This is a genomic window from Paractinoplanes bogorensis, assembly GCF_018829635.1.
GTDB classification, from domain to species: Bacteria; Actinomycetota; Actinomycetes; order Mycobacteriales; family Micromonosporaceae; genus Actinoplanes; species Actinoplanes bogorensis.
Genome location: NZ_JAHKKG010000009.1, coordinates 397,291 through 422,679 on the forward strand (window position 1 = coordinate 397,291; position 25,389 = coordinate 422,679).

The 25,389-nt window shown below is 70.9% G+C and carries 24 protein-coding genes, 1 pseudogene and 1 riboswitch; of the genes and pseudogenes, 6 read left to right on the top strand and 19 right to left on the bottom strand.

Going from position 1 to position 25,389, the window contains the following annotated elements:
- Position 1: 1 nt before the first annotated feature.
- The 6 genes from KOI35_RS29915 to KOI35_RS29940 form a co-directional block, all read right to left on the bottom strand.
- Entirely contained in the window at positions 2–766 is a 765-nt protein-coding gene (locus tag KOI35_RS29915) for an ABC transporter ATP-binding protein (RefSeq protein WP_215791966.1), read from the bottom strand.
- On the bottom strand, positions 763–1,851 hold the full coding sequence (locus KOI35_RS29920; protein ID WP_438870637.1) for a FecCD family ABC transporter permease: 1,089 nt from the start codon (positions 1,849–1,851) through the stop codon (positions 763–765). The genes KOI35_RS29915 and KOI35_RS29920 overlap by 4 nt, the downstream gene beginning before the upstream one ends.
- A 2-nt stretch (positions 1,852–1,853) precedes the next feature.
- A complete protein-coding gene (locus tag KOI35_RS29925; protein WP_215791968.1) occupies positions 1,854–2,786 on the bottom strand; it encodes an ABC transporter substrate-binding protein in 933 nt (310 codons plus the stop codon).
- 119 nt (positions 2,787–2,905) lie between these two features.
- A riboswitch (cobalamin riboswitch) is annotated at positions 2,906–2,967 on the bottom strand.
- Between the two features lie 43 nt (positions 2,968–3,010).
- A complete protein-coding gene (locus KOI35_RS29930) occupies positions 3,011–3,301 on the bottom strand; it encodes a DUF4229 domain-containing protein (RefSeq protein ID WP_215791969.1) in 291 nt (96 codons plus the stop codon).
- 11 nt (positions 3,302–3,312) lie between these two features.
- Entirely contained in the window at positions 3,313–3,741 is a 429-nt protein-coding gene (locus tag KOI35_RS29935; protein WP_215791970.1) for a hypothetical protein, read from the bottom strand.
- Between the two features lie 25 nt (positions 3,742–3,766).
- Positions 3,767–4,417: a hypothetical protein gene (locus KOI35_RS29940; protein ID WP_215791971.1), complete on the bottom strand. Its 651-nt coding sequence runs from the start codon at positions 4,415–4,417 to the stop codon at positions 3,767–3,769.
- 276 nt (positions 4,418–4,693) lie between these two features.
- Between KOI35_RS29940 and KOI35_RS48520 the strand changes: the two genes are divergently transcribed.
- The 3 genes from KOI35_RS48520 (at position 4,694) to KOI35_RS29955 (ending at position 11,259) form a co-directional block, all read left to right on the top strand.
- Complete coding sequence (locus KOI35_RS48520; RefSeq protein WP_308121212.1) at positions 4,694–6,319, top strand: C40 family peptidase; 1,626 nt, start codon at positions 4,694–4,696, stop codon at positions 6,317–6,319.
- Positions 6,320–6,530: 211 nt separating this feature from the next.
- A complete protein-coding gene (locus KOI35_RS48525; protein WP_215791973.1) occupies positions 6,531–8,978 on the top strand; it encodes a hypothetical protein in 2,448 nt (815 codons plus the stop codon).
- A gap of 307 nt (positions 8,979–9,285) precedes the next feature.
- Positions 9,286–11,259 carry a DEAD/DEAH box helicase gene (locus KOI35_RS29955; protein ID WP_246613926.1) on the top strand — a complete coding sequence of 658 codons (1,974 nt, stop codon included), beginning with the start codon at positions 9,286–9,288 and terminating at the stop codon, positions 11,257–11,259.
- Positions 11,260–11,446: 187 nt separating this feature from the next.
- Here the strand turns inward: KOI35_RS29955 and KOI35_RS47765 are convergent.
- Positions 11,447–11,643, bottom strand: a pseudogene (locus tag KOI35_RS47765) (IS982 family transposase); the annotation flags it as partial.
- 247 nt (positions 11,644–11,890) lie between these two features.
- On the opposite strand from KOI35_RS47765, the gene KOI35_RS29960 reads away from it, so the two are divergent.
- Positions 11,891–12,541 (top strand): putative glycolipid-binding domain-containing protein, encoded by a 651-nt coding sequence (locus tag KOI35_RS29960; RefSeq protein WP_215791974.1) that lies wholly within the window; start codon positions 11,891–11,893, stop codon positions 12,539–12,541.
- Positions 12,542–12,698: 157 nt separating this feature from the next.
- Here the strand turns inward: KOI35_RS29960 and KOI35_RS29965 are convergent, their stop codons facing one another.
- Complete coding sequence (locus KOI35_RS29965) at positions 12,699–13,148, bottom strand: Lrp/AsnC family transcriptional regulator (RefSeq protein ID WP_215791975.1); 450 nt, start codon at positions 13,146–13,148, stop codon at positions 12,699–12,701.
- 212 nt (positions 13,149–13,360) lie between these two features.
- Here KOI35_RS29965 and KOI35_RS29970 point away from each other — a divergent pair, with 212 nt between their 5' ends.
- The gene (locus tag KOI35_RS29970; RefSeq protein WP_215791976.1) at positions 13,361–13,636 is read left to right on the top strand and encodes a BldC family transcriptional regulator; all 276 of its coding nucleotides are present in this window, start codon (positions 13,361–13,363) and stop codon (positions 13,634–13,636) included.
- Here KOI35_RS29970 and KOI35_RS29975 read toward each other — a convergent pair.
- Genes KOI35_RS29975 through KOI35_RS29995 form a run of 5 tightly spaced genes read right to left on the bottom strand, consistent with a single transcriptional unit; the run spans position 13,609 to position 18,353 of the window.
- Positions 13,609–14,247: a UbiX family flavin prenyltransferase gene (locus KOI35_RS29975; protein WP_215791977.1), complete on the bottom strand. Its 639-nt coding sequence runs from the start codon at positions 14,245–14,247 to the stop codon at positions 13,609–13,611. The genes KOI35_RS29970 and KOI35_RS29975 overlap by 28 nt on opposite strands.
- A gap of 16 nt (positions 14,248–14,263) precedes the next feature.
- Positions 14,264–15,424 carry a hypothetical protein gene (locus KOI35_RS29980; protein WP_215791978.1) on the bottom strand — a complete coding sequence of 387 codons (1,161 nt, stop codon included), beginning with the start codon at positions 15,422–15,424 and terminating at the stop codon, positions 14,264–14,266.
- Positions 15,411–15,968 (bottom strand): SigE family RNA polymerase sigma factor, encoded by a 558-nt coding sequence (locus KOI35_RS29985; protein ID WP_215791979.1) that lies wholly within the window; start codon positions 15,966–15,968, stop codon positions 15,411–15,413. The genes KOI35_RS29980 and KOI35_RS29985 overlap by 14 nt, the downstream gene beginning before the upstream one ends.
- 31 nt (positions 15,969–15,999) lie before the next feature.
- Positions 16,000–16,896, bottom strand: coding sequence for a menaquinone biosynthesis prenyltransferase MqnP (gene mqnP / locus KOI35_RS29990; RefSeq protein WP_215791980.1), 897 nt, complete (start codon positions 16,894–16,896; stop codon positions 16,000–16,002).
- Positions 16,893–18,353 (bottom strand): menaquinone biosynthesis decarboxylase, encoded by a 1,461-nt coding sequence (locus tag KOI35_RS29995; protein WP_215791981.1) that lies wholly within the window; start codon positions 18,351–18,353, stop codon positions 16,893–16,895. Before KOI35_RS29995 ends, mqnP begins: the two co-directional genes overlap by 4 nt.
- A 108-nt stretch (positions 18,354–18,461) precedes the next feature.
- On the opposite strand from KOI35_RS29995, the gene KOI35_RS30000 reads away from it, so the two are divergent.
- Positions 18,462–19,346: a hypothetical protein gene (locus KOI35_RS30000; RefSeq protein ID WP_308121213.1), complete on the top strand. Its 885-nt coding sequence runs from the start codon at positions 18,462–18,464 to the stop codon at positions 19,344–19,346.
- On the opposite strand, the gene ccsB is transcribed toward KOI35_RS30000, so the two are convergent.
- The 6 genes from ccsB to hemL are packed head-to-tail and all read right to left on the bottom strand — an operon-like array spanning position 19,343 to position 25,328.
- Positions 19,343–20,356 carry a c-type cytochrome biogenesis protein CcsB gene (gene ccsB, locus KOI35_RS30005; protein ID WP_215791982.1) on the bottom strand — a complete coding sequence of 338 codons (1,014 nt, stop codon included), beginning with the start codon at positions 20,354–20,356 and terminating at the stop codon, positions 19,343–19,345. The genes KOI35_RS30000 and ccsB overlap by 4 nt on opposite strands.
- Positions 20,356–21,978 (bottom strand): cytochrome c biogenesis protein ResB, encoded by a 1,623-nt coding sequence (resB, locus tag KOI35_RS30010; protein WP_215791983.1) that lies wholly within the window; start codon positions 21,976–21,978, stop codon positions 20,356–20,358. The genes ccsB and resB overlap by 1 nt, the downstream gene beginning before the upstream one ends.
- Positions 21,975–22,775, bottom strand: a complete 801-nt coding sequence (locus KOI35_RS30015) for a cytochrome c biogenesis CcdA family protein (RefSeq protein WP_215791984.1) — start codon at positions 22,773–22,775, stop codon at positions 21,975–21,977. The genes resB and KOI35_RS30015 overlap by 4 nt, the downstream gene beginning before the upstream one ends.
- Positions 22,775–23,338 carry a TlpA family protein disulfide reductase gene (locus KOI35_RS30020; RefSeq protein ID WP_438870630.1) on the bottom strand — a complete coding sequence of 188 codons (564 nt, stop codon included), beginning with the start codon at positions 23,336–23,338 and terminating at the stop codon, positions 22,775–22,777. Before KOI35_RS30020 ends, KOI35_RS30015 begins: the two co-directional genes overlap by 1 nt.
- A complete protein-coding gene (locus KOI35_RS30025; RefSeq protein ID WP_215791986.1) occupies positions 23,335–23,985 on the bottom strand; it encodes a histidine phosphatase family protein in 651 nt (216 codons plus the stop codon). The genes KOI35_RS30020 and KOI35_RS30025 overlap by 4 nt, the downstream gene beginning before the upstream one ends.
- Positions 23,982–25,328 carry a glutamate-1-semialdehyde 2,1-aminomutase gene (gene hemL / locus KOI35_RS30030; RefSeq protein WP_215791987.1) on the bottom strand — a complete coding sequence of 449 codons (1,347 nt, stop codon included), beginning with the start codon at positions 25,326–25,328 and terminating at the stop codon, positions 23,982–23,984. The genes KOI35_RS30025 and hemL overlap by 4 nt, the downstream gene beginning before the upstream one ends.
- Positions 25,329–25,389: the final 61 nt, after the last annotated feature.

Here is a 25,389-nt window from a genome sequence, read left to right on the forward strand (position 1 = left end):
CCTAGCCACGGACCGGGACCACCAGCGGGCCGTGCTCACCCTCGATGACCCGGACACGCACCCGGTAGTGCTTGGCCAGGTTCTCCTCGGTGAGCACCTCGCGGGCCGTCCCGGCCGCGACCACGGCACCCTCGGCCAGCAGCACCATCCGGTCGGCGTACTCGCCCGCGGTGGACAGGTCGTGCATCGTGGCCAGCACGGTCAGCCCACGCTCGGCCCGCAGCCGGTCGATCAGTTCGAGCACCTCCTGCTGGTGTCCGATGTCGAGCGCGCTGGTCGGCTCGTCCAGCAGCAGGATGCCCGCGCCCTGGGCCAGCGCCCGGGCCAGAAAGACGCGCTGCCGCTCGCCGCCGGACAGCGTCTCGAGTCGCCGGCTCGCGAACCGGGCCACGTCGAGCGACTCGAGCACCTCCTCGACGGCGGCCAGGTCGGCGGCGGACTCGCGGCCGAGCGGGGGGATGTAGGGCGTACGGCCGAGAAGCGCGTAGTCGAGGACGCGCATGGCCGGCGGCACGGCCGGGTTCTGGGCCACGGTGGCGATCGTGGTGGCACGTTTACGGCGGGGCATCCGCTCGATCGGGACGCCGTTGACCTCCACACTGCCGGTGGCGGGCAGCAGACCGCCGATCGCGCGCAACGCCGTCGACTTCCCGGCGCCGTTGGGGCCGATCACCATGACCCACTCGCCGTCGGCCACCTCGAGGTCGACACCGTCGACGATCAAGTTCCCGTCCAGCCGTACGCGGAGATCCCGCACCCGGATCATGGTGTCCCCGCCCCGCGGCTCCGGCGCAGCACGACGATGAAGAACGGCGCCCCGAAGAACGCCGTGACCACGCCGATCGGGATCTCGGCCTGGCCCCCGGCGGTGCGGGCGAGCAGGTCGGCCAGGGCCAGGAAGGCGCCCCCGAACAGCACCGACAACGGCAGGATCGAGCGGTAACTGGGCCCGGCCAGCAGGCGCATCGTGTGCGGCACGATGATGCCGACGAAGCCGATCAGCCCGGACACCGAGACCGCGGCCGCCGTGCCGAGCGAGGCGGCCACGATCAGCAGATAGCGGCTGCGCTGCGGATGCAGGCCCAGGCTGCTCGCCTCCTCGTCGCCGACAGTGAGCACGTCGAGTTCACGCCGCTGCGACAGGACGATGGCGGCGGTCACCACGGCGTACGGGAGAACGATCAGCACGTCGTGCCAGCCCGCGGTGGCCAACCGGCCGAGCAGCCACGAATAGACCTCGCGCAGCGTGTCGACGTGCTGCTGCATCAGATAGGTCTGCCCGGCGGCCAGGAACGACGACACCGCCACACCGGCCAGGATCAACGTGGCCGGCGAGCGGTCGCGACCCCCGGCCGCGCCGAGCAGCCAGGTCAGCGCGACCGCCAGCAGCGCACCGGCGAACGCCGCGACCGGTACGCCCACCGGCAGGTTCGCGGTGGCGTCGCCGCTGGTCCCGGCCCGTAGGGAGATCACCGCGGTGACGCCCAGCCCGGCGCCGGCCGCTACCCCGAGCAGATGCGGGTCGGCCAGCGGGTTGCGGAACACGCCCTGATAGGCGGCCCCGGCCAGCGCGAGCAGGCCGCCGACGAGCAGGCCGAGCACCACTCGCGGGAGCCGGAGCTCGGTGAGGATGGCCACCTCGCGCTCGGTCAGGCCGCTGTGCAGGTGGACGCCGGGGATCAGGTTGAGCAGCTCGATCGCGACTCCCGCCGGGGGCAGCGACACCGAGCCGAAGGCCAGGCCGGCGACGAGCGCGATCAGCACCGCGACCACGCCACCGGCCAGCCAGCCGGCCCGCAGGCCGGCCGGTCGCACGGTCCCGGCCGGCCTCGTTGTCCCGGCCGGCCGCACGGTCACGCCGGGACCTTGGTCACCGCGTCGGCAATCGCACGAACCAGGTCGACGGTGCGCGGGCCCCAGCGGGAGGCGATGTCGTCGTCGAGCGCGTAGATCTGCTTGCTCTTCACGGCCGTGATCGTGCTCCAGCCCTTGCGCGCGGCCACCGTGGCCGGCGACTGCTGGCAGCACTTGCTGTCGGCCAGGAAGATCGTGTCCGGATCGGACTTGACCAGCGCCTCCGCCGAGAGCTGCGGATAGCCGCTCTTGGCCCCGTCGGCGTCGGCCGGGTCGGCCACGTTGGTCAGGCCGAAGAGCGTGAAGACCGACCCGACGAAGGTCTTCGACGTCACCGAGTAGAAGGTCGGGTCGAGCTCGTAGTAGTAGCTGAGCGGCGTGCTCCGCTGCGGCACGTCCTTGACGATCTTGTCGATGTCGGTCTTCATCTGCGTGCTCAGCGCACCGGCCTCATCCGCGTGCCCGGTCAGCGTGCCCAGCTGTCCGATCTGCTCATAGGTGCCGTCGAGGTCGGCGGTGGCCGCGGCCAGGAAGACCGGGATCTTCAGCGCGGTCAACTGCGAGACGATCTTGTCGATGTCGTTGGCCAGCACCACCAGGTCGGGGTCCTTGGCCGCGATCGCCTCGGCGTTCGGCTTGAAGCCGGACAGGTCCGACTTGGGCGCGTCGGCCGGGAAGTTCGACTGATCGTCGACCGCGGTGACCTGCGCACCGGCCCCGATGGCGAAGAGCATCTCGGTGGCCGTCGCACTCAGCGAGACGATCTTTTCCGGACGGGCGTCGAGCGTGAGGTCGCCGACCGTCACCGGATAGGAGGCGGCGGCGCTCGACGGTGTCGTGGCCGCCGGCTGGGCACTGTCGTCGTTGCCGCCGCACGCTCCGGCGAGCAGCAGGGTGGTGGCCGCGAGGGCGGCGGTGAACACGCGTTTCATGGGGTCCTCCGGTCGGCCGGGTGGTGGCCGACGGAAGCCGGCCCGGTGCTTCGCCGACGGGAATCCGCCCGCGAGGCGCCCCTCCCCGGGAGCGCTGAATCGCGACCGCGCCCAGGCGACCTGGCTCGACCTCCGCTGAGGAGGACACACAGTTGCGGGACAGCGCCGGGCTCACACCGGCTTCGCTGAGACGCGGTCTCTCCGACGCTAACGCACGCGGATGGTCACGCGGGCTTTTCGCCGGCCGCGCGGTCACCCTGGGCGGCCGCGTCCTCGTCGCCGGCCAGGGCGGCGCGCAGCCGGTCCTTCTCGGCCTTGCGCCGGGTGGCCACGCCCACGAGCTGCTCGTTCATCTCGTTGCGCCACTTGGCAAGCAGGAAGTAGGACGCGACGGCCGACACCACGATCGCGATCATGCCGGCGACCAGGAGGTTGAGCGGGGCGAAGGACAGCGCGCCGAGAACCAGCACGAACAGCCCCACGCGCCCCAGCGTGTATTTGATGGCCGGACTCATGGTCTTCCCCTTCACCCCATGCGGTGGCTCAGCCACCGGAGGCCGTAGAACCACACCAGGCAATAGACGGCCGTGAAGGCCAGGGCACCGGCAAAACCGCTGATCAGCGTCGGGAACTGGTTTGCGGCCAGGCCGGCCAAGGTCATGCCGGCGACCACGGCGAAGCCGATGCCGAGCAGCGCGACCACGATGCGCGAGGCGCCGAAGCCCTCGGCCCGGAACTCCTCGACGAACAGCCACACCGGCAGGATGATCGCGAGCCATCCGCTCGTGTCGCCGAACTCGGAGACGTGGGTCAGCGACAGGATCGCCTCGAGGATCAGCACCAGGACGCCACTGACCACCAGCCCGGCCATCGCGGTGCCGAGAAGGTCACCGATGGTGGACAGGCGTCCACTGGGGTCGCGGCGCGGTCGGCGCTCGCTCTTCGTCTCCGTCATGACAACAGCAGGATACGCGCCGGGCTCAGGCCCAGACTTTCTGCGGCTCGCGGCGACGCTCGGCCAACGACGGGGCACGATCATGTTCCCGTACGACGTGGTAGCGCGCGTCGCGTCCGACCGGCTGGAAGCCCGCGTCCCAGATCAGCTCGAGCAGGTCGGCACGCTGCACCGAGTCCGGCGGGCCGGCGTCGTCGGACAGCGGACCGACCAGGTCGTCGGCGCCGAAGTTGAGGGTGAGCTGCGCGACCGACAGTCCGAGCGTGGTCCAGACACATGTCACGTGGGCCACGTTGTCGAACAGCAGACGCGACACGGCGAAGGTCTTGAGCGATTCGGCCGGCGCGGCCATGGTCGCGTCGTCCTGGTGGCGCAGCGGAATGAAGGCGGCGAAGCCACCGGTCTCGTCCTGCGTCTCGCGCAGCCGCAGGATCTGGTCGACGCGCTGCGCGGGCTCTTCACCCTGGCCGAAAATCATGGTGGCGACGTTCTCCGCGTCGTCGTCGGCGGCCGCGAACATCACCCGGTCGCCGTTGAGCTCGGTGCGCCTGTGGTGCGCGAGCCGGCCGAGCCAGGCGAGGTCGTCACTCGCGTACAGCACTTCGCCGTCGGCGCGGCTCAGTCGCTCCCCGGCGTAGACCTTCGCCTCGAGCTCACGCTTGAGTCCGGCATCCATCTGCGGCGCTCCTTCATCCCCGGCAACGTCTCCGAGCGTACGGGCAAGCCTTTGTGATCTTGAAAGAGCGCTCGCGGTCGGGGCCCAGGTCACGCGGTTGTTGGCCGAATTCCCAGGCTTCTTTCATCTTCGATCAATCGACAGGCGTGTAAGGAGTGAGGTAAGTCTTTAGGGGGAACGGCAGCGACACACGATGTCGCGGCGGACGGGGAGCAGATGGCGACAGCACGAGTTGGGGTCCAGCGGTCACGCAGCGCGCGCCCATGGTGGCGCCCTGTGGTGTTCTCTGCTGTCGCCGCCACCATCGCCGCCCTGTTCCAGCCCGTCCCCGCCTTCGCCGACCCGGCCGCCGCCCCGCAAGACACCTTCAGCGTCGCCGTTCCCGACGTCGGCTCCCGGCCGATGCCCCTGGGCACGCTGGCCATGCCGGGGCAGAAGGCCGCGACGCCCACCCCGACCACCTCGCTCACCGGCGTCGCCACCAGCCCGGTCCTGCAGCAGATCGAAAAGGGTCGCAACGAGATCTCGACCCTGGGCGACGAGCTGATCCAGCTCGGGCAGGATCGCGACCTCGCCCGTGACCAGCAGACCGCGGCCAAGCTGAAATACGAGCAGGCGACCGAGGCCCTGCGGCAGGCGCAGACCGCCGCCGCCGAGGCCGCTGCCCAGTCCGTGGTCGACGCCGCCGCGGCTCCTCCCGGCGGGCTCGGCGGTCTCTCCGACCTCGGCGACCTCGCCCGCCTGCAGCGCGGCGACGGCACCCAGCAGGCCGTGGCCCGCCAGATCCAGCTGGCTCAGATCAACTCGCAGCTCGCCCTCGACGAGCAGGCGCTGAGCACCGATCGCTACAACCAGTCGGCGACGAAGTACAACCAGCTCAACAGCAAGCTGAGCACCAAGCAGGCAGCCCAGCAGCGCCTCGAGCTGGCGCACACCGACGAGATCGCCGCCGCCGAGGCGAGCCAGGCCGGGGTCGACAGCGCGCTCGGCGCGGGCTTCCTGGCCGGCGCCGAGGCCGGTCGTGGCGCCGACGCCCGGGCCATCAACGCGCTCAAATACGCCCTGGCTCAGCGCGGCGACCCCTACGTCTGGTCCGAGGAAGGCCCGGACGAATACGACTGCTCCGGTCTCATGTACGCGGCATACCGCTCGGTCGGCTTCCCGCTCACCCGCGTCTCCCGCGACCAGTACTGGCAGACCCGCAACAAGGTCGTGTCGCGCTACTCGCTGCTCCCCGGCGACCTGCTGTTCTTCAGCTACACGAACAGCTGGAAGGGCATTCACCACGTCGCCATGTACGCCGGCAACGGCATGATGGTCGAGGCCCCGCGCACCGGCCTCAACGTGCGGCTGACCCCGGTCCGGTGGTCGCGGCTCTTCCAGGCCACCCGCATCTTCGGCTCGATCGAGGGCGTCGTCCCCGGCCCCGAGCTGGGCCAGCCCGACCCCGACCCGACCGGCGGCAACCCGGCGCAGCCCACATTGCCGACGAGGCCGACCACGCCTCCGGCGACCACAAAGCCGCCGACCACTCCGCCGGCCACCACAAAGCCGCCGACCACCCCACCGGCCACCACAAAGCCGCCGACCACCCCACCGGCCACCACAAAGCCGCCGACCACCACTCCACCCGCCACGACTCCACCGGCGACCACGCCGCCCGCGACCACGCCGCCGGCCACCACCCCGCCCGCGACCACGGCCCCGCCGGTCGCGACGCAGCCGCCGGCCACGACGCCGACGACCGGTGGGTCGGGTTCGGGCGGCAGCCCGTCCGGCGGCGGGTCCAACTCGGCCGGTGCCGGTTCCTCGGCGGCCAACACGCCGAGCGGCACGACCAGCTCGGCCAACGCCACCGAATCCAAGACCCAGTCCGCCTCGGCGTCCGCTTCCGGCAACTGACAGCACGGTTGGGCCGGGCGTCCGCTTCGGTCCGGCCGGGCCGGCGCCACGTCCACCGGCAGGCGTTCAAATTTCGCCTTTCCGGTGGTCAGTGCCGGGCCGGGGGCATGGTCCGGTTGATGCCGGGTGTGCTGACGCGCACGGATATGGCACGGTTATGTGCAGCGCCCGACGACCGAATCCCGTCGGCACGCGGCGGTCGGGAGGATCCATGGACGAGCGGCAGGCGGCACCGGACAGCGACGGCATGAAGCCGCCCGCTGCGCGGACGCCCGCAGACGACCAGGACGGTTACGCACCCCCGCCGCCGCCCGCACCGGGCGCCCTGTGGGCCGCCAAGCCGGCCGACCAGGATTCCGGCCCGGCCCGCGCCTCCGCCCCCGTTTCCGCAGCTCCCGTCTCCGGCTCGGCCCGCGCGTCCGCCCCCGTCTCGGCGGCGCCGGCTTCCGGCTCGGCCCCTGTCTCGGCGGCGCCGGCTTCCGGCTCGGCCCCGGTTTCCGCGGCTCCCGCTTCCGGCGGCGGCACCTACGGCACACCCGTCTCCGCAGCCCCTGTCTCCGGCCCCGGCACCTACGGCACGCCCGTCGCCGCAGCCCCTGTCTCCGCGGCCCCTGTCTCCGGCGCCGGCACCTACGGCACGCCCGTGTCCGCGACTTCTGCCGCCGACGTGCCGGCCTCGGGCGGACCGATCTTCGGCTCGCCCACCTCCGGCGTGCCTGCGTCCGGCTCGGCCGGTTCCGGTTCGCCTTCGTCTGCCTCCCCCGCCGTCGGCTCGCCCGGCTCCGGTGGGCCGATTTCGGAGGCGCCGGTTTCCGGTGCTCCGGGCGACGGCGGCCAGAGCCGGGCCATCGGCTCAGCCCGCCCGACCAGCCCCGCCGCCGGTGATCTTGTGCCCGAGCGCGTCGACGGCACCAGCCGCCGGCTTCCGTCCACCCTGGGCACCGGCGCCGCACGGGCCACGGTGCCCGGCTCGATCAGTCCCGATTCGGCGGGTGCGGCCCGCGCGACCGGCTGGGGCACGGGCGAGGCGAAGCTCTACGGCAGCAAGTCGGCCGAGGCCGCGGGCGCCAAGGTCGTCACCCCGACGTCGACGGCCTCGGCCCCCGTCTCCGCTGCCCCGTCAGCCCCGGTCGTCTCATCGGCCCCCGTCTCCGCTGCCCCGTCGGCGGCCCCGGTCGCCTCATCGGCCCCGCCGGCTGGATCGTCGGGAGCGCCCACCGCTTATTCCGGATCGTCCGGGGTCTCTTCCGCGCCACCGGCCCGCGATTCCTCGCGCTCGGAGTTCTTCCCGCCGACAGACACCGCCAAGAGCAGCTCGACCACCCGCTCGACCGCGCCGGAGTCCGATCAGGAGAGCCGCCCGCCCGCGCCCGAGCCCGGCCAGGTGAGCCGCCCGTCCGCGCCCGAGCCCGGCCAGGTGAGCCGCTCGGTCGTCGCCCGCGCCAAGGTCACACCGCCCCCGACGGGTTCCCGTCCGCAGGCCACCTCGCCCGAGCCGGGCCCTGGTGATCCCACGCCGTCCGACCCCAAGCCTTCGGATCCCCGGCCGTCCGATCCACAGCCTGGACGTCCTTCGCCCGGCGACCCGCGCCCGACCGACCCCGACCCGGGTCAGCCGCAGCCCGGCCATCCCGAGCCGACCCAACCCGACCCGTCGGAGCCGGAGCCCGTCGAGCCCGAACCCGAGCGCCCGGCCCCGGTGCCGGCACCGCCGTCGCGTCCCGAGCCGACCAGCCCCGCGCCCGGCCGCCCCGACCCGATCCAGCCTCCGGACCCGTTCCCGGCCCCGCCCACGCCCGGTCCGTTCCCGGCGCCCACTCCGGGCCCGTTCCCGAGCCCGGAGCCGCGGCCGGCCCCGACCCCGCCCGGACCGAACCCGCCCGGGCCCTATCCGCCGAGCCCGGTTCCGAGTCCGGCGCCGCCCGGTCCCGTACCGCCCGGCCCTGGTCCGTCGCCGGTTCCGCCCGGTCCCGGCCCCTCTCCGATGCCACCCGGCCCCGGCCCGTCGCCCGTGCCGCCAGGACCGGGGCCGAGCCCCGTACCTGGCCCGCCCGGACCGAGCCCCGTGCCCGGGCCGCCGCAGCCGATCGTCCCGCCGCCCCCGATGATCCAGACTGGCGGCAGCGGCCTACCTTCGTACACGGTGCCGCCCGCCACCGGAGGCCGTTCCCCGGCCGCCACCACCCCGTTCGGGGTCGTCGGGCCGGACCCTCAGCAGCCACCGATCGGCGCGAGTTCGTCTCGTCCGTTCGGTTCCCGCCCCAGCCAGGAGGCTTCCATTTCCGGTCCGAGCGAGTCCGCGCCGGCCACCCAGGTCAGCGCCGCTCCCGCCTACCCGCCCGGCTTCGACCCCGAGCCGACCATGGCCGTGCCGCAGCAGCGGATCCACCCCAACGGCACGCTCTACGGAACCGGTGGATACGAGACGATCGACGCGACGATGCCCGTCTCGACCAATCCGGTGGAGAATTCCGGGTCGCTAACCGGACACATCCTGGCCCAGGGCTGGCGTGACGAGGTCGTCGACCGGCGGCGCAGCAACCTCAAGGTCGCGGTCGCCATGCTGGTGGTGTTGGGCCTGCTCGTGACGGTGAGCATCGTGTTCCTGCTGACCGCGGGCAGCTCGTTCAGCGACTGGATCGGCGGCATCTTCTCCTGATCGCGGCGGGCCGCCGGTCCCGATTCGGCGAGTCGCCCGATTTGGTATGTCGCCCGGTGCGGCCTAAGCTTGCCGGGTTTGCGCAGCATGAGCTGCGTGCCCTGCGTCACTGGTGCGGTGAGCCTGCCCACTAGCGGCGTGGAATGCGGTCGGCGTGCGAAACGTTGAGCCGTACACTTATGACAGTTACTGACGCGGCGTGCCCTTGCGGAGCACGCCACGGGCGTTCTTGCGGGCATTTCAGCGGCCGGCTCTCGGCAGCCGCGGCGGGCTATTCGCGAGCATGCGCCCCCGTAGAGAGGTTCTCTTGACCACTTTCGCTGATCCCAGCACGTTCCCGTCCGTCTTCGAACCCCGTTCCACCGAAGAGCAGACCCCCGAGACTCCGGCCACCGACGAGACGTCGGTCACCGTCGAGACTGCGGAAGCCACCACTGAGGAGCCCACGGCGACCACGCACACGACCACCGAGCCGACGACCGCCGAACTCACGATCACCGAGCCCGCCGCTGTCGAGCCCGCGGTCTTCGCGGAGCCCGCGGCCACGGTCGCTGAGCCCACGGCCGCAGTCGCGGAGCCGGCTGTCGAGGAAATCGAGGAGCCCGCGGTCCCGGCCGTCGTCCTGCCGAGCTTCGCCGAGCTGGGCCTGCCTGCCGAGCTGGTGCGCGTCCTCACCCGCGAGGGCATCACCACGCCGTTCGAGATCCAGGCCGCGACCATGCCCGACGCGCTGGCCGGTCGTGACGTTCTCGGCCGCGGTCAGACCGGCTCGGGCAAGACCCTGGCCTTCGGTCTGCCGCTGCTGGCCCGGGTCGCCCAGGGCGGCCGCGCCAAGCCGCACCACCCCAAGGCCCTGATCCTGGTGCCGACGCGTGAGCTGGCCATGCAGGTGGCTGACGCGCTGATGCCGCTCGGCCGTTCGGTCGGCGTCTTCCTCAAGACCGCAGTCGGCGGCGTTCCCTACGACCGTCAGATGGACGCGCTGCGCCGCGGCGTCGAGGTCATGGTCGCCACCCCGGGCCGCCTCGGCGACCTGATCGAGCGGGGTGCCTGCAAGCTCGACGACATCGAGATCACCGTGCTCGACGAGGCCGACCAGATGGCCGACATGGGCTTCCTGCCCGAGGTCACCGAGCTGCTGGCCAAGACCCCCGAGCACGCGCAGCGCCTGCTCTTCTCGGCCACCCTCGACGGTGACGTCGACGCGCTGGTCAAGCGGTTCATGCACGACCCGGTCACGCACTCGACGGCTCCGGCCGAGGCGAGCGTGTCCACCATGGACCACCACCTGCTGCTGATCCCGCCGCACGACAAGTTCCCGATCGCGGCCGCGATCGCCAACCGGGCCGGCAAGACGATCGTCTTCGCCCGCACCCAGATGGGCGTCGACCGGCTGGTCGAGCAGCTGCGTCAGGTCGGCGTCCGGGCCGGTGCGCTGCACGGCGGCAAGACCCAGCGGGTCCGCACGCGCACGCTGGCCGAGTTCAAGGAGGGCCGCACCAGCGTCCTGGTGGCGACCGACGTGGCCGCCCGCGGCATCCACGTCGACGGCATCTCGCTGGTCATGCACGTCGACCCGCCCAAGGACCCGAAGGACTACCTGCACCGGGCCGGTCGCACGGCCCGGGCCGGCGAGTCCGGCGCCGTGGTCACGCTGGTGCTGCCCAAGCAGCGCCGCAGCACCCAGGCCATGATGTCGAAGGCCGGTGTCGCGCCGACCGAGACCCGGGTGCGCAACGGTGACGAGAAGCTGATCGAGATCACCGGCGCCCGCGAGCCGAGCGGCGTGCCCGTGGTCGACGAGCCGGAGCCCCGCCGCGAGCGTGGCGACCGGCCGCGGGGCCGCTTCGGCGACCGCCCGCAGCGCTCGTACGGCGACCGCTCCCGCGGTGACCGTCCGCAGCGCTCGTACGGTGACCGTCCGCAGCGCTCCTTCGACGGCGGTGACCGTCCGCAGCGGTCGTACGGTGACCGTCCGGCGGGCGACCGTTCCGAGCGCGGTGGCTACGGCGACCGCCCCCAGCGGTCCTACGGCGACCGTCCGGCCGGCGAGCGCGGCAGCTACGGCGACCGCTCGGGCTCGGGCGACCGCGCCACCGGCGGCGGCTACAGCGGCGACCGCGGTGGCTACGGCGACCGTCCGCGCGGCGAGCGCAGCTTCGGCGGCGCCCGCAACGGCGAGCGGGCCGGCGGCTTCCGTCGCGACAACAACCAGCGCAACGACCGCCGCGAGGGCCCCGCGGGCCGCTTCGGCTCGGCCCGCCCGGCGCGCACCTACTGAGAAACACCCAGCAAGACCGGACGCCCGGCCCCCCGAATCAGCGGGGGCCGGGCGTCCGGCTTTTCCACAGTTCCCACCAGAGCACGGCGCTCCTTTGGACAAGTCCCCCACGAACTTGACGCCGGGCTAGCGTCCCTTCCTATTCCCCAGGGCGGGTGGGGGCTAGACGAGTAAGTCCTAACCGCGGTTAGTGGTCGTAGGCGATCAGTGACCTGGTCACGGGCTGGCCGGTGGCGCGGTTGTGCCAGATCGCGGCGGTCAGGGCGAGGATGCGTTAGGCGATACGGGCGGTGACGCCTTCGATCTGCGACCGCCGTGCAGTTCGAGGTCGAGTTGGCCTTTCAACGCGTCGTTGACCGACTCGATGAGCTGCCGGACCGCCTGCCTGAGCAGCGATGACGCCGCCCGCAGGCGTTTGTTGTAGCCGGACTGGCCGGGCAGATACGGGAACGTGCCAGGCAGACGCTGAGGCAGGAACCGCAGCCAGCGGGCCTCGGACCGGATCCCGAGCAGAGCCTGGGCGACCGCGATGGTCTAGGGATGGCGGCTCCGGTCGCGCACGAAAAATCGAAGGCGGGCGCCGGCTCCCGTCGGGCACGACAATCGGGCGCTGGGCGGGTAGACAGGAGGGATGCTGCCCTCCTCGCTGTTCTGGCAACGCAAGGACACCGCCGGCGCTGAGCACGTTCTGGCCGACTCGTCCGATGGGCTCTACGCCCGCGGCACGGCGCTGGCCGTCGACCCGATTCCCTACACCTGCCGCTATGAGCTGCGCACCGGTCCCGACTGGACCACGTCCTACTTCGACGTCGCGGCTGAGGGGGCCGGCTGGGCCCGCACGGTGCGGCTGGAACTCGCCGCCGGCCGTTGGCGGGTCACCACGGCCGAGCAGGGCAACCTCGACGCGGTGCTGGCGGCCGCGGGGCACGCCGGCGCGGGGCTCCCGGGCACCGAGGATCCCGATCTGCTGTACGGCGCGTTCGACGTCGATCTGAGCGGCTCACCGCTGACCAACACCTTGCCCGTACGGCGTCTGGGCCTGCACCACCCCACGACAGATGACACCGGTGTCGCCCATCGGCTCAACGTGGCCTGGGTGCTCCTGCCAAGCTTGGAGGTCGTGGCCGCGGATCAGATCTACACGGCTCTCGGCGAGGGCCGCGTACGGTTCGCCAACGAGACCTTCAGTGCCGACATCGCCATCGACGATGACGGCTTCGTGCTCGACTATCCGGGCCTGGCCCAGCGGGCTGGTCAGCCGCACCCGCAGCGGGCCGGTTGAGTGGCGCAGCGGCGTTCTGACGGCACTTCCCAGGGCACTGCCCTGGATGTCCACCCTGCCAGAACCGACCACCCCGCGGGCGAGAACCGGCGAGGACCGGGGAGCGAGAGCCGCCGAGGACCGGGCACGCTTTCCGCCCGTACGGGAAAACGGGTTTTCAGCCGAGACCGGGCTGCGGCCGGTTCTCCCACTTGGTGGAAAGCGCGATCGCCGTGCGCGTCGAGGCGACACCGGGGGTGCGGTTGATGCGCACGATGAGCTGCTCGAGCTCGGCGATCGTGCCGACCCGGACGGTCAGCTGGTACGACTCCACGCCGGCCATGAAGTAGCAACTCTCCACCTCGGGCATGGCCCGCACGGCGGCCATCACGTCGTCGGTGTCGGCGCCCGAGTCCTCGATGATGCCGATCAGCGCGGTCACGCCCAGGCCCAGCGCCTCGTGGTCGACCTCGGCCCGGTAGCCGCGGATCGTTCCCGCCGCCTCGAGCTTGCCGACCCGCTCGTGCACGGCCGGCGCCGACAGCCCGACCTTGCGGGCGAGCTCGGCGTACGACGAGCGGGCATTCTCCCGTAGCAGCTCGATCAGCCGTAGGTCGATGGAGTCCATGCTGATGACCCTAAACGGGTGGCAGATCGCCACTCACGCCCGGTAGCGACGAATCGGCGGCAGGATAACGATCACTGTCGCAATTAGGGCTTTTTCCGCATTCCAGGGACTCGGTTCCGGGGCAATGCTCTAATGGCTTTACGTCCCGATCGAGCACGCCGACACTCACCGTGATCACGGCCGCTCCAACTGACCGACGCGAGGAGGGGGCTGTGGACACTGGAGATCGTCTGCTGACGCCAGGCGAGGTGGCCGCGCTGTTCCGCGTCGACCCGAAGACGGTCACGCGATGGGCCGCCGCCGGACGTATCGGCAGCATTCGCACGCCAGGTGGTCACCGCCGCTTCCGTGAATCCGAGGTCCGAGCGTTGCTGGAAGGCGACGGCGTGGTCGAGGAAATGCGTGAGGACGATGCCGCCAACCGCCCACGTAATTCCGGCCCGAGCAATCCGGGCCTGGGTTACGGACCGCCCAACGGGTTGCGCTGAGCGTTCAGCTCGCCCTTCCAGCGGGTGAGGAGCGTGTGCTCCACACCGAGCGCGTCCAGCGCCTTGCCCGCGATGAAGTCGATGAGTTGCTGCGCTGTCGCCTGCGCCCCGGAGCCGTAGAAGCCCGGGCTTGCAGGCAGAACGACCGCTCCGGCGTCGTGCAGGGCGATCAGGTGCTCCAGGTGACTGCGAGTGACCGGCGTTTCCCGCGGCACGATGACTGTGCGTCGACGCTCTTTGAGGTTGACCTCGGCCGCGCGCTGGAGCAGATCTTTGGACAGCCCGATCGCTATGCCGGCGCACGCAGCCGTGCTGGCGGGCACCACGATCATGCCCTTCGCCGGGTATGACCCACTGCTGGGACCGGCGGCCAGATCGGCCGCCGGCCAGTAGGTCAGGTCGCCCAGATCGCGGCCCAGCCATGCGCCGACGTCGTCCTTCCAATGCGCATCCCGTACGGTCGCACCGGTCTCGTCGAGAATCGTCAGCCGGGCGGCTTTCGAGATGACGAGGTCGACGGCCTCACCGGCGTCCAGCAGTCCGCTGAGCACGGCACGGGCGTACGGCGTACCGGAAGCTCCTGAGACACCCACGACCCACGGTTCACGCATGCCTCAAGTGTGCAACCTAGTCGCTCGGCACCTGAGCCGAAGTGGGAAAGGACTCCACGGTCGTCCGCTCGGCCTCGGTGAGCCGGCCCGACACCGCCATCCGCTTGAGGTCCGCGATCGGCACGTCGGGACTCGACCGGGCGACCAGATAACTGTCGTTGTCCGGAGCGACCTCGCACTCCGTCGCGGGTGTGTCCGGAGATTGGCCCCACGACCGGGATTCGATGACCGACCGGCACGTCGGCGTCCGCCCCAGTCGAGCCGTGAAGCCCGGGGTCATGCCGATGGCGATGCCACCGGGCGGCACCGGCGTATAGCCCGGCGGAGACGAGAGGGGCATGGGAAAGGCGTAGTCGACCACGTTCCCCGCCGAGTCCACGGTCGGTGAACTCCACCCGGCCGTCGTCATCTCGGTCTGATCCACCCGCGGATCGATGGTGAAGCCGGCACTGTCACGCGCCGGAACGAACACCGCCGTCGGCGAGCCTCCGCGACCGCCCTCCACGGCGACCAGCCGCAGGCCGGGTGGCACCCACGAGACGGCGTAGCTCTGCCGGGCCGGTCGGGCCTCGGACAGACGGAACGCCGTGGCCACTCGCACCATCTCCTTGCGGCTGAGTTCGCCGTACGACATCACGACGCCCAGCGCGCCGTCGGCGTACTCCCAGACGAGCAGGCGGTCGGCCCGGTTGCCCGCGGTCACCGTCGGCTTGGCGAAATACGCCTGACCGCCTCGAATCGGCTCGGCCGCGGCGACGGTGGCGGCATCCCAGAGGTCGGGTGGGGTGAAGCCGGGGCGGTAGAGGGCGAGCCGGCCGGCCGACTCGTAGACACTCGGCCGGGACGAGAGCGAGGCGCTGGACGGCACGGCGCGGGCGATCCAGGTGGTCTGGTTGTTGACGCTGACCCAGTCCGGATCGCCGACGCGGAGGTCGCCGCTCAGATACCCCGAGAAGATCTGGTCGAACGGCTTCGCCCCGGGCGGGTAGGCGGGCAGCAGCACGTCGTCATGCCGGGTGAGGATCTGCGGCACCCCGATCGCGATGGCTACCGCCACCACGGCCGCGATCGCCCACCCGGCATTCCGGCGCCGCCGACGACGGCGGCCCGCCGACACGAAATCGTCGACGGAGTATCGGGCCGGAGGTGCGCCCTCCAGCAGGTCAGAAAGCTTCATGACGGGCCTCCGTCCGCCGTCGATCGGCCGCGACGGGGCCGGAGACACGCTCGTCGAGACTGAGGTCGGCGCCGAGAATCCGGCGCAGCGTTTCGAGACCCCGCGACGTGTACGCCTTGACCGTGCCCTCGGGGCAGCGCAGCGCCGCCGCCGTCTGCGGCACGCTGAGTCCCTCGAGAAACCGCAGCACCAGCACGGCCCGGTGCTTGACCGGCACCTGCATCAGGGCGGCGCGCAACTGCACACGGTCGTCCACGTCCGGGATCACGTCGGGCGCCGGCATCTCGGGCATGGCGTGACTGTGTGACTGTTCGCGGCGCCACCACGGCCGGCGCGTCTCGTCGATCGCCGCGCGGACCACCGCCGTACGGGCGTAGGAACCGTGGTTCTCGACCCGGCCCCATTTCACATAGAGCCGGGCCAACGCGGACAACACCGCGTCTTCGGCCACCTGCCAGTCGCCGCATGTGAGGTAGGCGAGGCCGCGCAGCGACTCCATCTGCGCCCCGACGAACTCGCGGAACTCGGCCTCATGGTCGCTCACGCCGGTTAGACGGACGCCGATGGCGAAACGGTTACAGCAGCATCAGGTCGAGCAGGGCGAACAGGAACAGCGCGATGCCGACAAAGCCGTTGGCCGTGAAGAAGGCGCGGTTGACCTTGGACAGGTCGTTCGGCGTGACCACGATGTGCTGGTAGACGAAGGCGGCCGCGGTCAGGAGCAGACCGATCCACCACAGCCAGCCGAGGCCGACGAGCTGGCCGAACCACACGAACAGCGCGAACGTCACCACGTGGGTCGCGGTCGAGATGTGCAGCGCCGTGCGGACGCCGAACCGGGCCGGGGTCGAGTGCACGCCGATCCGGCGGTCGACGTCGACATCCTGGCAGGCGTAGATGATGTCGAACCCGCCGATCCAGAGGCCGACCGCGACGCCGAGCAGCCAGGCCGGGCCCGAACCGTCGAACGTGCCGGTCATCGCCAGCCAGGCACCGACCGGGGCCACCGCCTGGGCCAGTGCGAGCACGTAATGCGGGAAGTTGGTGAACCGCTTGGCGTACGGATAGATCACCAGCGGGATCACGGCCAGCGGCGACAGCACCAGGCAGAGCGGGTTGAGCAGCCCGGCCGCCACGAACAGGACGACCAGCGAGATCGCCGCGCCCGTCCACGCCGTCCGCAGGCTGACCGCGCCGGTGACGAGCTCGCGGTTCTGCGTCCGCGGGTTGAGGGCGTCGATCTTGCGGTCGAGGATGCGGTTGGCGGCCATGGCGAACGTGCGGCCGGACACCATCGCGACCGTCACCAGCAGCAGGTCGATCCAGTGGATGCCGGTGTCGAGGCGGTCGAGCGCGACCAGCGCCGACAGGTAGGCGAACGGCAGCGCGAACACCGAGTGCTCGATGGCGACCAGGCGCAGGAACGCCTTGACCTTGCCCGGTTTCTCGGGGACTTCGGCGATCGCCGTCATATGCCGTATTCCTTCCAGCGCTTGTCCACCAGGCTGGTCACCTCGGGGGACATCACCATCTCTTCGGGCCAGCCTCGTGAGTAGCCCTCCGACGGCAGCTTACGGGTGGCGTCGATGCCCGCCTTACCGCCCCAGAACTGCTGGTAGGAGGCGTGGTCGAGGTGGTCGACCGGGCCCTCGGTGAGCAGCAGGTCGCGGCTGTAGTCGACGTTGCCGAGCGCGCGGAAGGCGACCTCGGCGTAGTCGTGGACGTTGCAGTCCTCGTCGACGATCACGATCAGCTTGGTGAACGCCATCGAGTGCGCGCCCCAGATGGCGTTCATCACCTTCTGCGCGTGCTTCGGGTAGCGCTTCTTGATCGAGACGATCGCACAGTTGTGGAAGACGCCCGCCGACGGCAGGTCGTAGTCGACGATGTCGGGGATCATCATCTTGAGCAGCGGCCGGAAGATGCGCTCGGTGGCCTTGCCGAGGCCGTGATCTTCCTGCGGCGGCTGCGACGTGATGATCGAGTGGTAGATCGGCTTCTTCCGCATGGTCATGCACTCGATGTGCAGCACCGGGAACGGCTCGACCGGCGTGTAGAAGCCGGTGTGGTCGCCGAACGGGCCCTCGGGCAGCCGCTCGCCGGGCTCGAGATAGCCCTCGAGGATGATCTGGGCCTCGGCCGGCACCTGGAGCGGCACGGTCAGGCAGTCGACCATCTCGACCCGCTCGCCGCGCAGGAAGCCCGCGAACAGGTATTCGTCGATGTCGGACGGCAGCGGCGCCGAAGCGGAGTAGCTGACCACCGGGTCGCAGCCGATCGCGATGGCCACCGGCAGGCGCTGGCCGAGCCGCTCGGCCACCGCGTGGTGGGCGGTCGAGTCCTTGTGGATCTGCCAGTGCATGCCCAGCGTGTTTTTCGAGTGCTGCTGCAGGCGGTAGAGCCCGAGGTTGCGCTTGCCGGTCTCGGGGTGCTTGGTGTGGGTGAGCCCGAAGTTATGGAAGATGCCGCCGTCGCCGGGCCAGACCTGCAGGCCGGGCAGCAGGCCGAGGTCGACCTCGTCGCCCTTGAGCACCACCTCTTGGCAGGGCGCCGTCTTGACCTTGCGCGGCGGCAGCGACTTGAGCTGCAGCACCTTGCCGATGCCCTCGCGGATGCCGGACCAGCCGACCGGCAGCTCCGGCTTGATCATCGAGCCGATGCGGTCGCCGACCTCGTCCAGCGTCTCGACCCCGAGCGCCATGGCCATGCGTTTCTCGGTGCCGAAGAGGTTGATCGCCAGCGGCATCGAGCCCCGGGTGGGCCGCTCGAACAGCAGCGCCGGGCCGCCCTCGCGGACCGTGCGGGTCACCACCTCGCTGATCTCGAGCGTCGGGTCGACCGGCACGGTGACCCGGCGCAGCTCACCGGCCGCCTCGAGGGCGTCGAGGAAGCTCTGCAGATCGGCATAGGGAAACCCACGGGACGCCATGCCAGTAAGTCTCGCGCACGGGTCCGACAGTTCCGAGCCCGGGCGATCACCGTCACTCATCATGTCCGATTCGAGTTGGAGTGGGCGATTTCCCGACACTCAGGCGAGGTGCAGGTGAAGATCCGGAAAGCAGTGCTGTGGTGCGCCCTGGCCGCGCTGGTCACCGCAGGTCCGACGCCTAGCGAGGCGGCCGCCACGGCGACCGGGCTGCCCGCGTGCCCGAAAGCCGGGAAGTCCACTCGGCCCCCCACCGAGCGGGCCGGACGGGCGACCCCGGGAGCGTGCCGTGCCGCAGGTCACATCCTCGAATCCGGGGTGAGGCTGGCCCGGCGCGGCGAGGCCGGGTTCACCCCGAGCGGCTATCACCACCTGGGCGCCAACACCGGCGGCGAATGGGCCGGCGTCTCCGGGCGCATGTCGGTGGTGGACGGCTCGATCCGCCCCCGCTCGTACGACTTCGTAGCCGGCCGCTTCATGGTCAAGCGCAACATGGGCCGGGGCGACATCCGGTGGCTCGAGGCGGGCTGGGCCGAGACCGGCTGGGCCGGGCCGGGCCGCCAGCAGATCTACACGTTCAACACCAACACCAAGACCTGGCAGTTCTACGAGCAGTACGCGCTGAAGCCGGGCGACAAGGTCTGGCTCGACCTGCACGCCGATGCGGGTGGCTACTGGAGTGCCTGGCTCTGGTGGGGCAACCGGTGGAACCTGCTGACCGCCCAGCAGCTGCCGCTCGGCGCCACCGCGACCGTCGAGCAGTACGTCGAGGTGCACGTCGACGCGGGCAAGCCGGGCCTGATCGACGTGCCGCCGGTGATGGTCGACAACGTGCGGCTGCGCCCGGGCGGCGGCGGGGACTCCCGCTTCTGGCGCGAGGACATCCCCACCCTGACCGGTTCGAACCCGGCCCAGCGCGAACTCAACGGCGGCTTCTGCCTGGACTGGCTGACCCGCTATGACACCTGGACGGCGGGCGACTGCGGCAAGGGCTAACCGGCGTTCGCGTACGAGTGCAGGCCCTCGAAGAACAGGTTGACGCCGAACAGGTTCATCAGCATGGTCAGGAAGCCGAACAGGGCGATCCAGGTCGCCACCGTGCGCTTGACGCTGGGCGTGGCCCGCGCGTGCAGGTAACCGGCGTAGACGACCCAGGAGATGAACGCCCACACCTCCTTGGGGTCCCAGCCCCAGTAGCGGCCCCACGACGCCTCGGCCCAGATCGGACCCGCGATCAGCGCGCCAAAGGTGAACAGCGGGAACGCGAAGGCGTGCAGCCGGAACGTCAGGCGCTCGAGCGAGACCGCCTCGGGCACGTGCTTGCCCAGCGTGTAGGGGAAGCGGCGCTTGCCTTCGTCGTAGCCGTTGCGGATGAGGAACATCGCGGCCGGCACGGCCCCGATCAGGAAGATGCCGGAGCCGATGATGATCGTCGACACGTGGATGATGAACCAGTAGGAGTGCAGCGCCGGCACCAGCGGGCCCACCGGGGTGTAGGCGATCATGCTGGCCGCGCCGATCATGACGACCAGGAACAGCGTGGCGAACAGGCCCAGGTGGCGTACGGCCGGACGGGCGAGCACGACGCCCAGCCACACCGCCGAGGCGATGAAGGTAGTCGACAGGATGTACTCGTACATGTTGCCCCACGGCATCCGGTCGGCCGCGACACCGCGCGTGACCAGGCCGCCGAGGTGCAGCAGCACGGCGAGGACGTTGATGCCGACCGCGATCTGGCCGACCAGCTCACCGCGGTTGCGCCGGGCGGCGGCAACGTAGTCCGCGGCCGCCACATCGGCGGCGGGCGCAACGTCATCAGCGGGCGGAACAACGTCATCAGCGACGGACGCCGGCGCTCCCGCGCCCACCAGCTGCTTAGCGGGGCGAACGGCGGCACGGCCGATCCGGCTGCGTTTGCCGAACGCGTACTCCCCCGCGTAGGCGACCATCGCGGCCAGATATGCCAGGACGGCCGCGGCCATCAGCTGGTTCGACAACTCCGCCATCAGGGTGTCCCTTCCTCGGCGGCCTTCACCAGTGCCTTGAACTCGGCTTCGAAACCGGGATAGTCGGTGCGTGGCAGCCCACCGGCCGTCAACAACGTACCGCCGGACTCTCCCGGCGAACCTGCCAGGTCAGCATTTTGCGACACACGGAACCACACCCGCCGCCGGCGCCCGCTCAGCGAGAACATCAGACCGATCAGGCCGACCACCGCGCCGGCCAGGGCAAGCAGCTGGGTCGGGTCGTGGCGGATGGAGAGCGTGGCGAACGGGCGGGTGCCGACGAACTCCAGCTTGGTGCCGTCGTCCAGGGTCCAGGTGTCGCCCAGCTTGAGCGCGTACGGGCGGTCGCCGCTGACCTTCTTGAGGTCTCCACTGGTGATCTGGCTCTGGTCGAGCGAGTAGACCGAGCCCGGTGTGCCGACGTCGAGGCCCAGGTCGCCGCGGAACGCGCTCAGATAGAGCATCGGGTTGTTCTCGGCCGGGAACACCGAGGTCGCCCGGCCGTCGGTGGGCGCCGTGGGCAGGTAGACGCCCTCGAAGCCCATCTGCAGCGTGGAGTCCCGTTTGTCGGTCTTGGGGTCGATGTTGACGTCGGGGAACTGCGCGACGCCCTCGCTGGTCTGCATCGCGTCCATCGGCAGGAACGGCACGACCTTGGTCTGCGAGACGCCGTAGCGGTCGGTGTACTTGAGCACCGGCGCGTAGCCGTGGCCGAGCAGGTAGACGTTGGCGCCGTCGAGCCGCAGCGGGTCGTTGACCGTGAACTTCCGGGTCTCGTACGGGCCGTTGTTCTCGCTCACCCCGACGGTGGCCGAGAAGGACTTGGGCTGACCGGTGCTCTGGAACGTGGCGTCGAAGTCGCTCAGCCGCAGGCAGAAGTTGGGCAGGTCGGACGGCTCGACACGCGGTCCGAGGGTGGAGTCGTCATATTGCGTGAGCGTGTTGCAGAAGCCCGAGTCGTTGCCGCCGACCAGGATCCGGTTGGCGTGCCAGCCGTACCAGTGCCCGAAGCCGACGCCGAGCAGCACGGCCAGCAGGGCGGTGTGGAAGAACAGGTTGCCGGTCTCTTTGAGGTAGCCCTTCTCGGCCGAGACCGTCCAGCTGCCGTCTTCGCTCTCGCGCACCCGGGTGCGGAACCGGTGGCGGCGCAGCATGCCGGCGACGTTCGACGCAACCTCGGCCGGCGCGCCGGTCCGCGACCCGAGATCGGCGAACTGCGGCAGCCGCTGCAGCCGCTTGGGCGCGTCCGGTGGGGCCTGGCGCAGCGCGCGGACGTGGTCGGCGATGCGCGGGATGATGCAGCCGACCAGCGACGTGAACAGCAGCAGATAGATCGAGGCGAACCAGGGCGAGGCGTAGACCTCGAAGCCGCCGAGCCGCTCGACCCAGGGCGCCAGCTGCGGATGAGCCTGGTAATAGCGCGTGACCCGCTCGGTGTTGACCGCACGCTGCGGGAAGACCGAGCCCGGGATGGCCGCGATGGCCAGCAGGAAGAGCAGGACCAGCGCCGTACGCATGCTGGTGAGCTGCCGCCACGAATTGCGCAGCAGGGCCCAGAGCCGGTTCGGCCGGCGGGGCGGCGGCGCGGCCGGTGCGGCCGGTCGTTCCTGGGTGACCGTCATAGCAGGGTCCCCGCGTCGAAGTTGAAGGTCGTCAGCAGCCACACCAGGAAGTGGTCCCACCCGCCGCTGACCAGCATGACGCCGACGAGGATGAGCAGCACGCCGCCGATCCGGGTGACCCACTGGCTGTTGCGGCGGATGAATCGGAACACGCCGAGCAGCTTGCGGAAGAACAGACCGAAGAGCACGAACGGAATTCCCAGGCCCAGGCTGTACGCGAGGGCGAGCACGACGGCCCGGTTGGTCTCCCCGCTCGTGGTGGCCAGCGCGAGCACGGCGGCCAGGGTGGGCCCGGTGCAGGGCAGCCACGAGAACGCGAAGATCGCCCCGAAGATCGGCGCACCGATCAGGCCGGCCGCGGGCAGCTTGGAGATGCGGGCCTCGCGCTGCATGCCCGGGATCCAGCCCAGGTAGCCGAGGCCGAGCACGATCACCAGGATGCCCAGACCGATGTTGAGCGCCTCCTTGTTGCGCAGCAGGAAGCCGAGATTGGCGACCAGCGACGCGAGCAGCGTGAAGACGACCGCGAAGCCGAGCACGAACAAGCTCGTACCGGCCAGCACCCGGCCCCGGCGAGTGGTCGGGCGGGTGAGCGTCTGGACGCCGCCCTCCGGCGAAGGCTTCGGCGCGGAGGAGTCGAGATCGGAGCCGGCCAGTCCGGTCACATAGGACAGGTAGCCGGGTAACAACGGCAGCACGCAGGGCGAAAGGATGCTGACCAGGCCGGCCAGCGCGGCCACGGCGATGGCCAGCAGCAGCGGCCCTCCGCTGGCGATGTTGGCGAAGGAGTCGGCCATCAGCGCTGCCCCTCGGCCGCGATCTTCTCGACCAGCGGCTTCAGTTGCGTCTCGGTGGTGGCACCGCGCAGGGCGATCGCGATCCGCCCCTGCCGATCGATGATCAACGTGGACGGCGTGCTGACCGCGGTCACGTCGAACTGGATGCCGACCCGGCCCTCGAAGTCGTAGAGGCTGGGGTAGGTCACCCGGCCGCGCTCGAACTCGCGGGCGGAATCCTTGTCGTCCCGCGAGTTGACGCCGAGGAACGTGACGTCTTTGGCCTTGGTGGCCTGGAAGGTGTTCTCCAGGTCGTCGGCCTCGGCCCGGCAGGGCGAGCACCACGATCCCCAGAAGTTGACCACGATGACCTTGCCGCGATCCTGGCTGATGTCGTACGCCTTGCCGTCGAGCAGCTCGCCCTGGATCGGCTTGACGGCGGGCCGGTTTTCGGGGGCGCACTCGACCACACCCGACGCGGTGGCGCACTTCTTGGTCCAGTTGTCCTCCCCGCTGCATCCGGCGAGCACACCGCCCGTGAGAGCGGCGGCGGCCAGGACGGCGGCGAGGCGGCGCATGGTCAAGCTCCCTTGGCGGTCTTGGCTGTCGCGGAGAGGGCCACCAGGTGGGCGGCCGGCTCGGAGTAGTCGATGCCGACTACCTTGCTGTCTTCGAACCGGAACGAGGTCAGGCTGGCCAGACCGCACTGACGCTTGCGCGGGTCGTGCCACAGACGCTTCTTTTCCACATAGCGTCGAAGCGTCCAGATCGGTAGCTGGTGTGAGACGCAGACGGCTTCGTGACCCTCGGCGGCGACCCGGGCCGCCTGGACCGCGGCGAACATCCGCTGGGCGATGACCAGGTAGGCCTCGCCCCACGACGGCGTGATCGGGTCGCGCAGCACCCACCAGTGCCGCGGGTTGGTCAGCGCGCCGTCGCCGACCGAGACCTTCTTGCCCTCGAAGTAGTTGGCGCTCTCGATCAGCCGGGTGTCGGTGGCGATCTCGAGGTCGAACTCGCCGGCGATCGGGACGGCCGTCTCCTGCGCGCGCTCGAGCGGGCTGGCCACGACGTGCGTGATGTCGCGCTTGGCCAGCGCCTCGGCCGCCGCCTTGGCCATCTGGGTGCCGAGTTCGGACAGGTGGAAGTCGGGCAGCCGGCCGTACAGGATCTTGCCGGGGTTGAACACCTCGCCGTGCCGCAGCACGTGGACGGTCGTCTTGGTGGTCATGCTGCTCCCCCCGCCGCGGCCGCCCGTGCCGCGAAGGGCAGCGCGGTCGCGATCGTCTCCAGCGCTTCCTCGTCGATCGCGGTCGAGACGAACCACGACTCGAAGGCGCTCGGCGGCAGATAGACACCGCGGGCCAGCATCTCGTGGAAGAACGCCTTGAACGCGGCCGCGTCCTGCGTCTTCGCCGTCTCGTAGTCGTGCACCTCGGAGGCGGTGAAGAAAATCGAGAACATGTTTCCCGCGTACGCGAGATGGTGCGCGACACCCGCAGTCGTCAGCGCATCGGAAGCGAGTGCCCCGACCGTCGCCGAGAGTTCGTCGAGCCGCTTGTACGTCGCATCGTCGGCCAGCCGCAGTGAGGCGAGCCCGGCCGCACAGGCCAGCGGGTTACCCGAGAGCGTGCCCGCCTGATAGACCGGGCCGGCCGGAGCGAGCCGCGACATGATCTCGCGCCGCCCGCCGAACGCCGCCGCGGGCAGCCCGCCGCCCATCACCTTGCCAAAGGTGAACAGGTCGGCGTCGACCGGGTCGAGCCCGGCCCAGCCCCCGGGCGAGACGCGGAAGCCGGTCATCACCTCGTCGACGATGAGCAGGGCGCCGGCCGCGTGGGCGATCTCGGCCAGCCGCTGGTTGAAGCCGTCGCGCGGGGCGACCACGCCCATGTTGCCGGCCGCGGCCTCGGTGATGATCGCGGCGATCTCGGCGCCGTCCTGCCGGAAGGCCTCCTCGACGGCGGCCACGTCGTTGTAGGGCAGCACGATCGTCTCGCTGGCGGCCGCGCCGGTGACGCCGGGCGAGTCGGGCAGGCCCAGCGTCGCGACCCCGGAGCCGGCCGCGGCCAGCAGCGCGTCGACGTGGCCGTGGTAGCAGCCGGCGAACTTCACGATCTTGGAGCGGCCGGTGTAGCCGCGGGCCAGCCGGATCGCCGTCATGGTGGCCTCGGTGCCCGAGTTGACCAGGCGGACCTCGTCGACCGGGGTGCGGCGGACGATCTCCTCGGCCAGGTCGACCTCGCCCGCCGTCGGGGTGCCGAAGCTGGTGCCCCGGGCGGCGGCGGCCGTGACGGCCGCGATGATCTCGGGGTGGGCGTGGCCGTGGATCAGCGGACCCCACGAGCAGACCAGGTCGACGTAGCGACGGCCGTCCACGTCCGTCATCCAGGCGCCGGAGCCGGAGGCCATGAATCGGGGCGTGCCGCCGACCGCCCGGAACGCACGCACGGGTGAATTGACCCCGCCCGGCACGATGGCCTGGGCGCGGTCGAACAGGGCCTGGGAAGCCGGGGCGTCCTCCGGGTAGGGGAGGCCCTCGGCGCGGTATGAGGTGGTCACAGCGGCTCCCATTGTGTCAGCGCGGTCGGGCGGGAATCTCAAGAGGGTTCCTCACATCACCCGAGGATGGCGC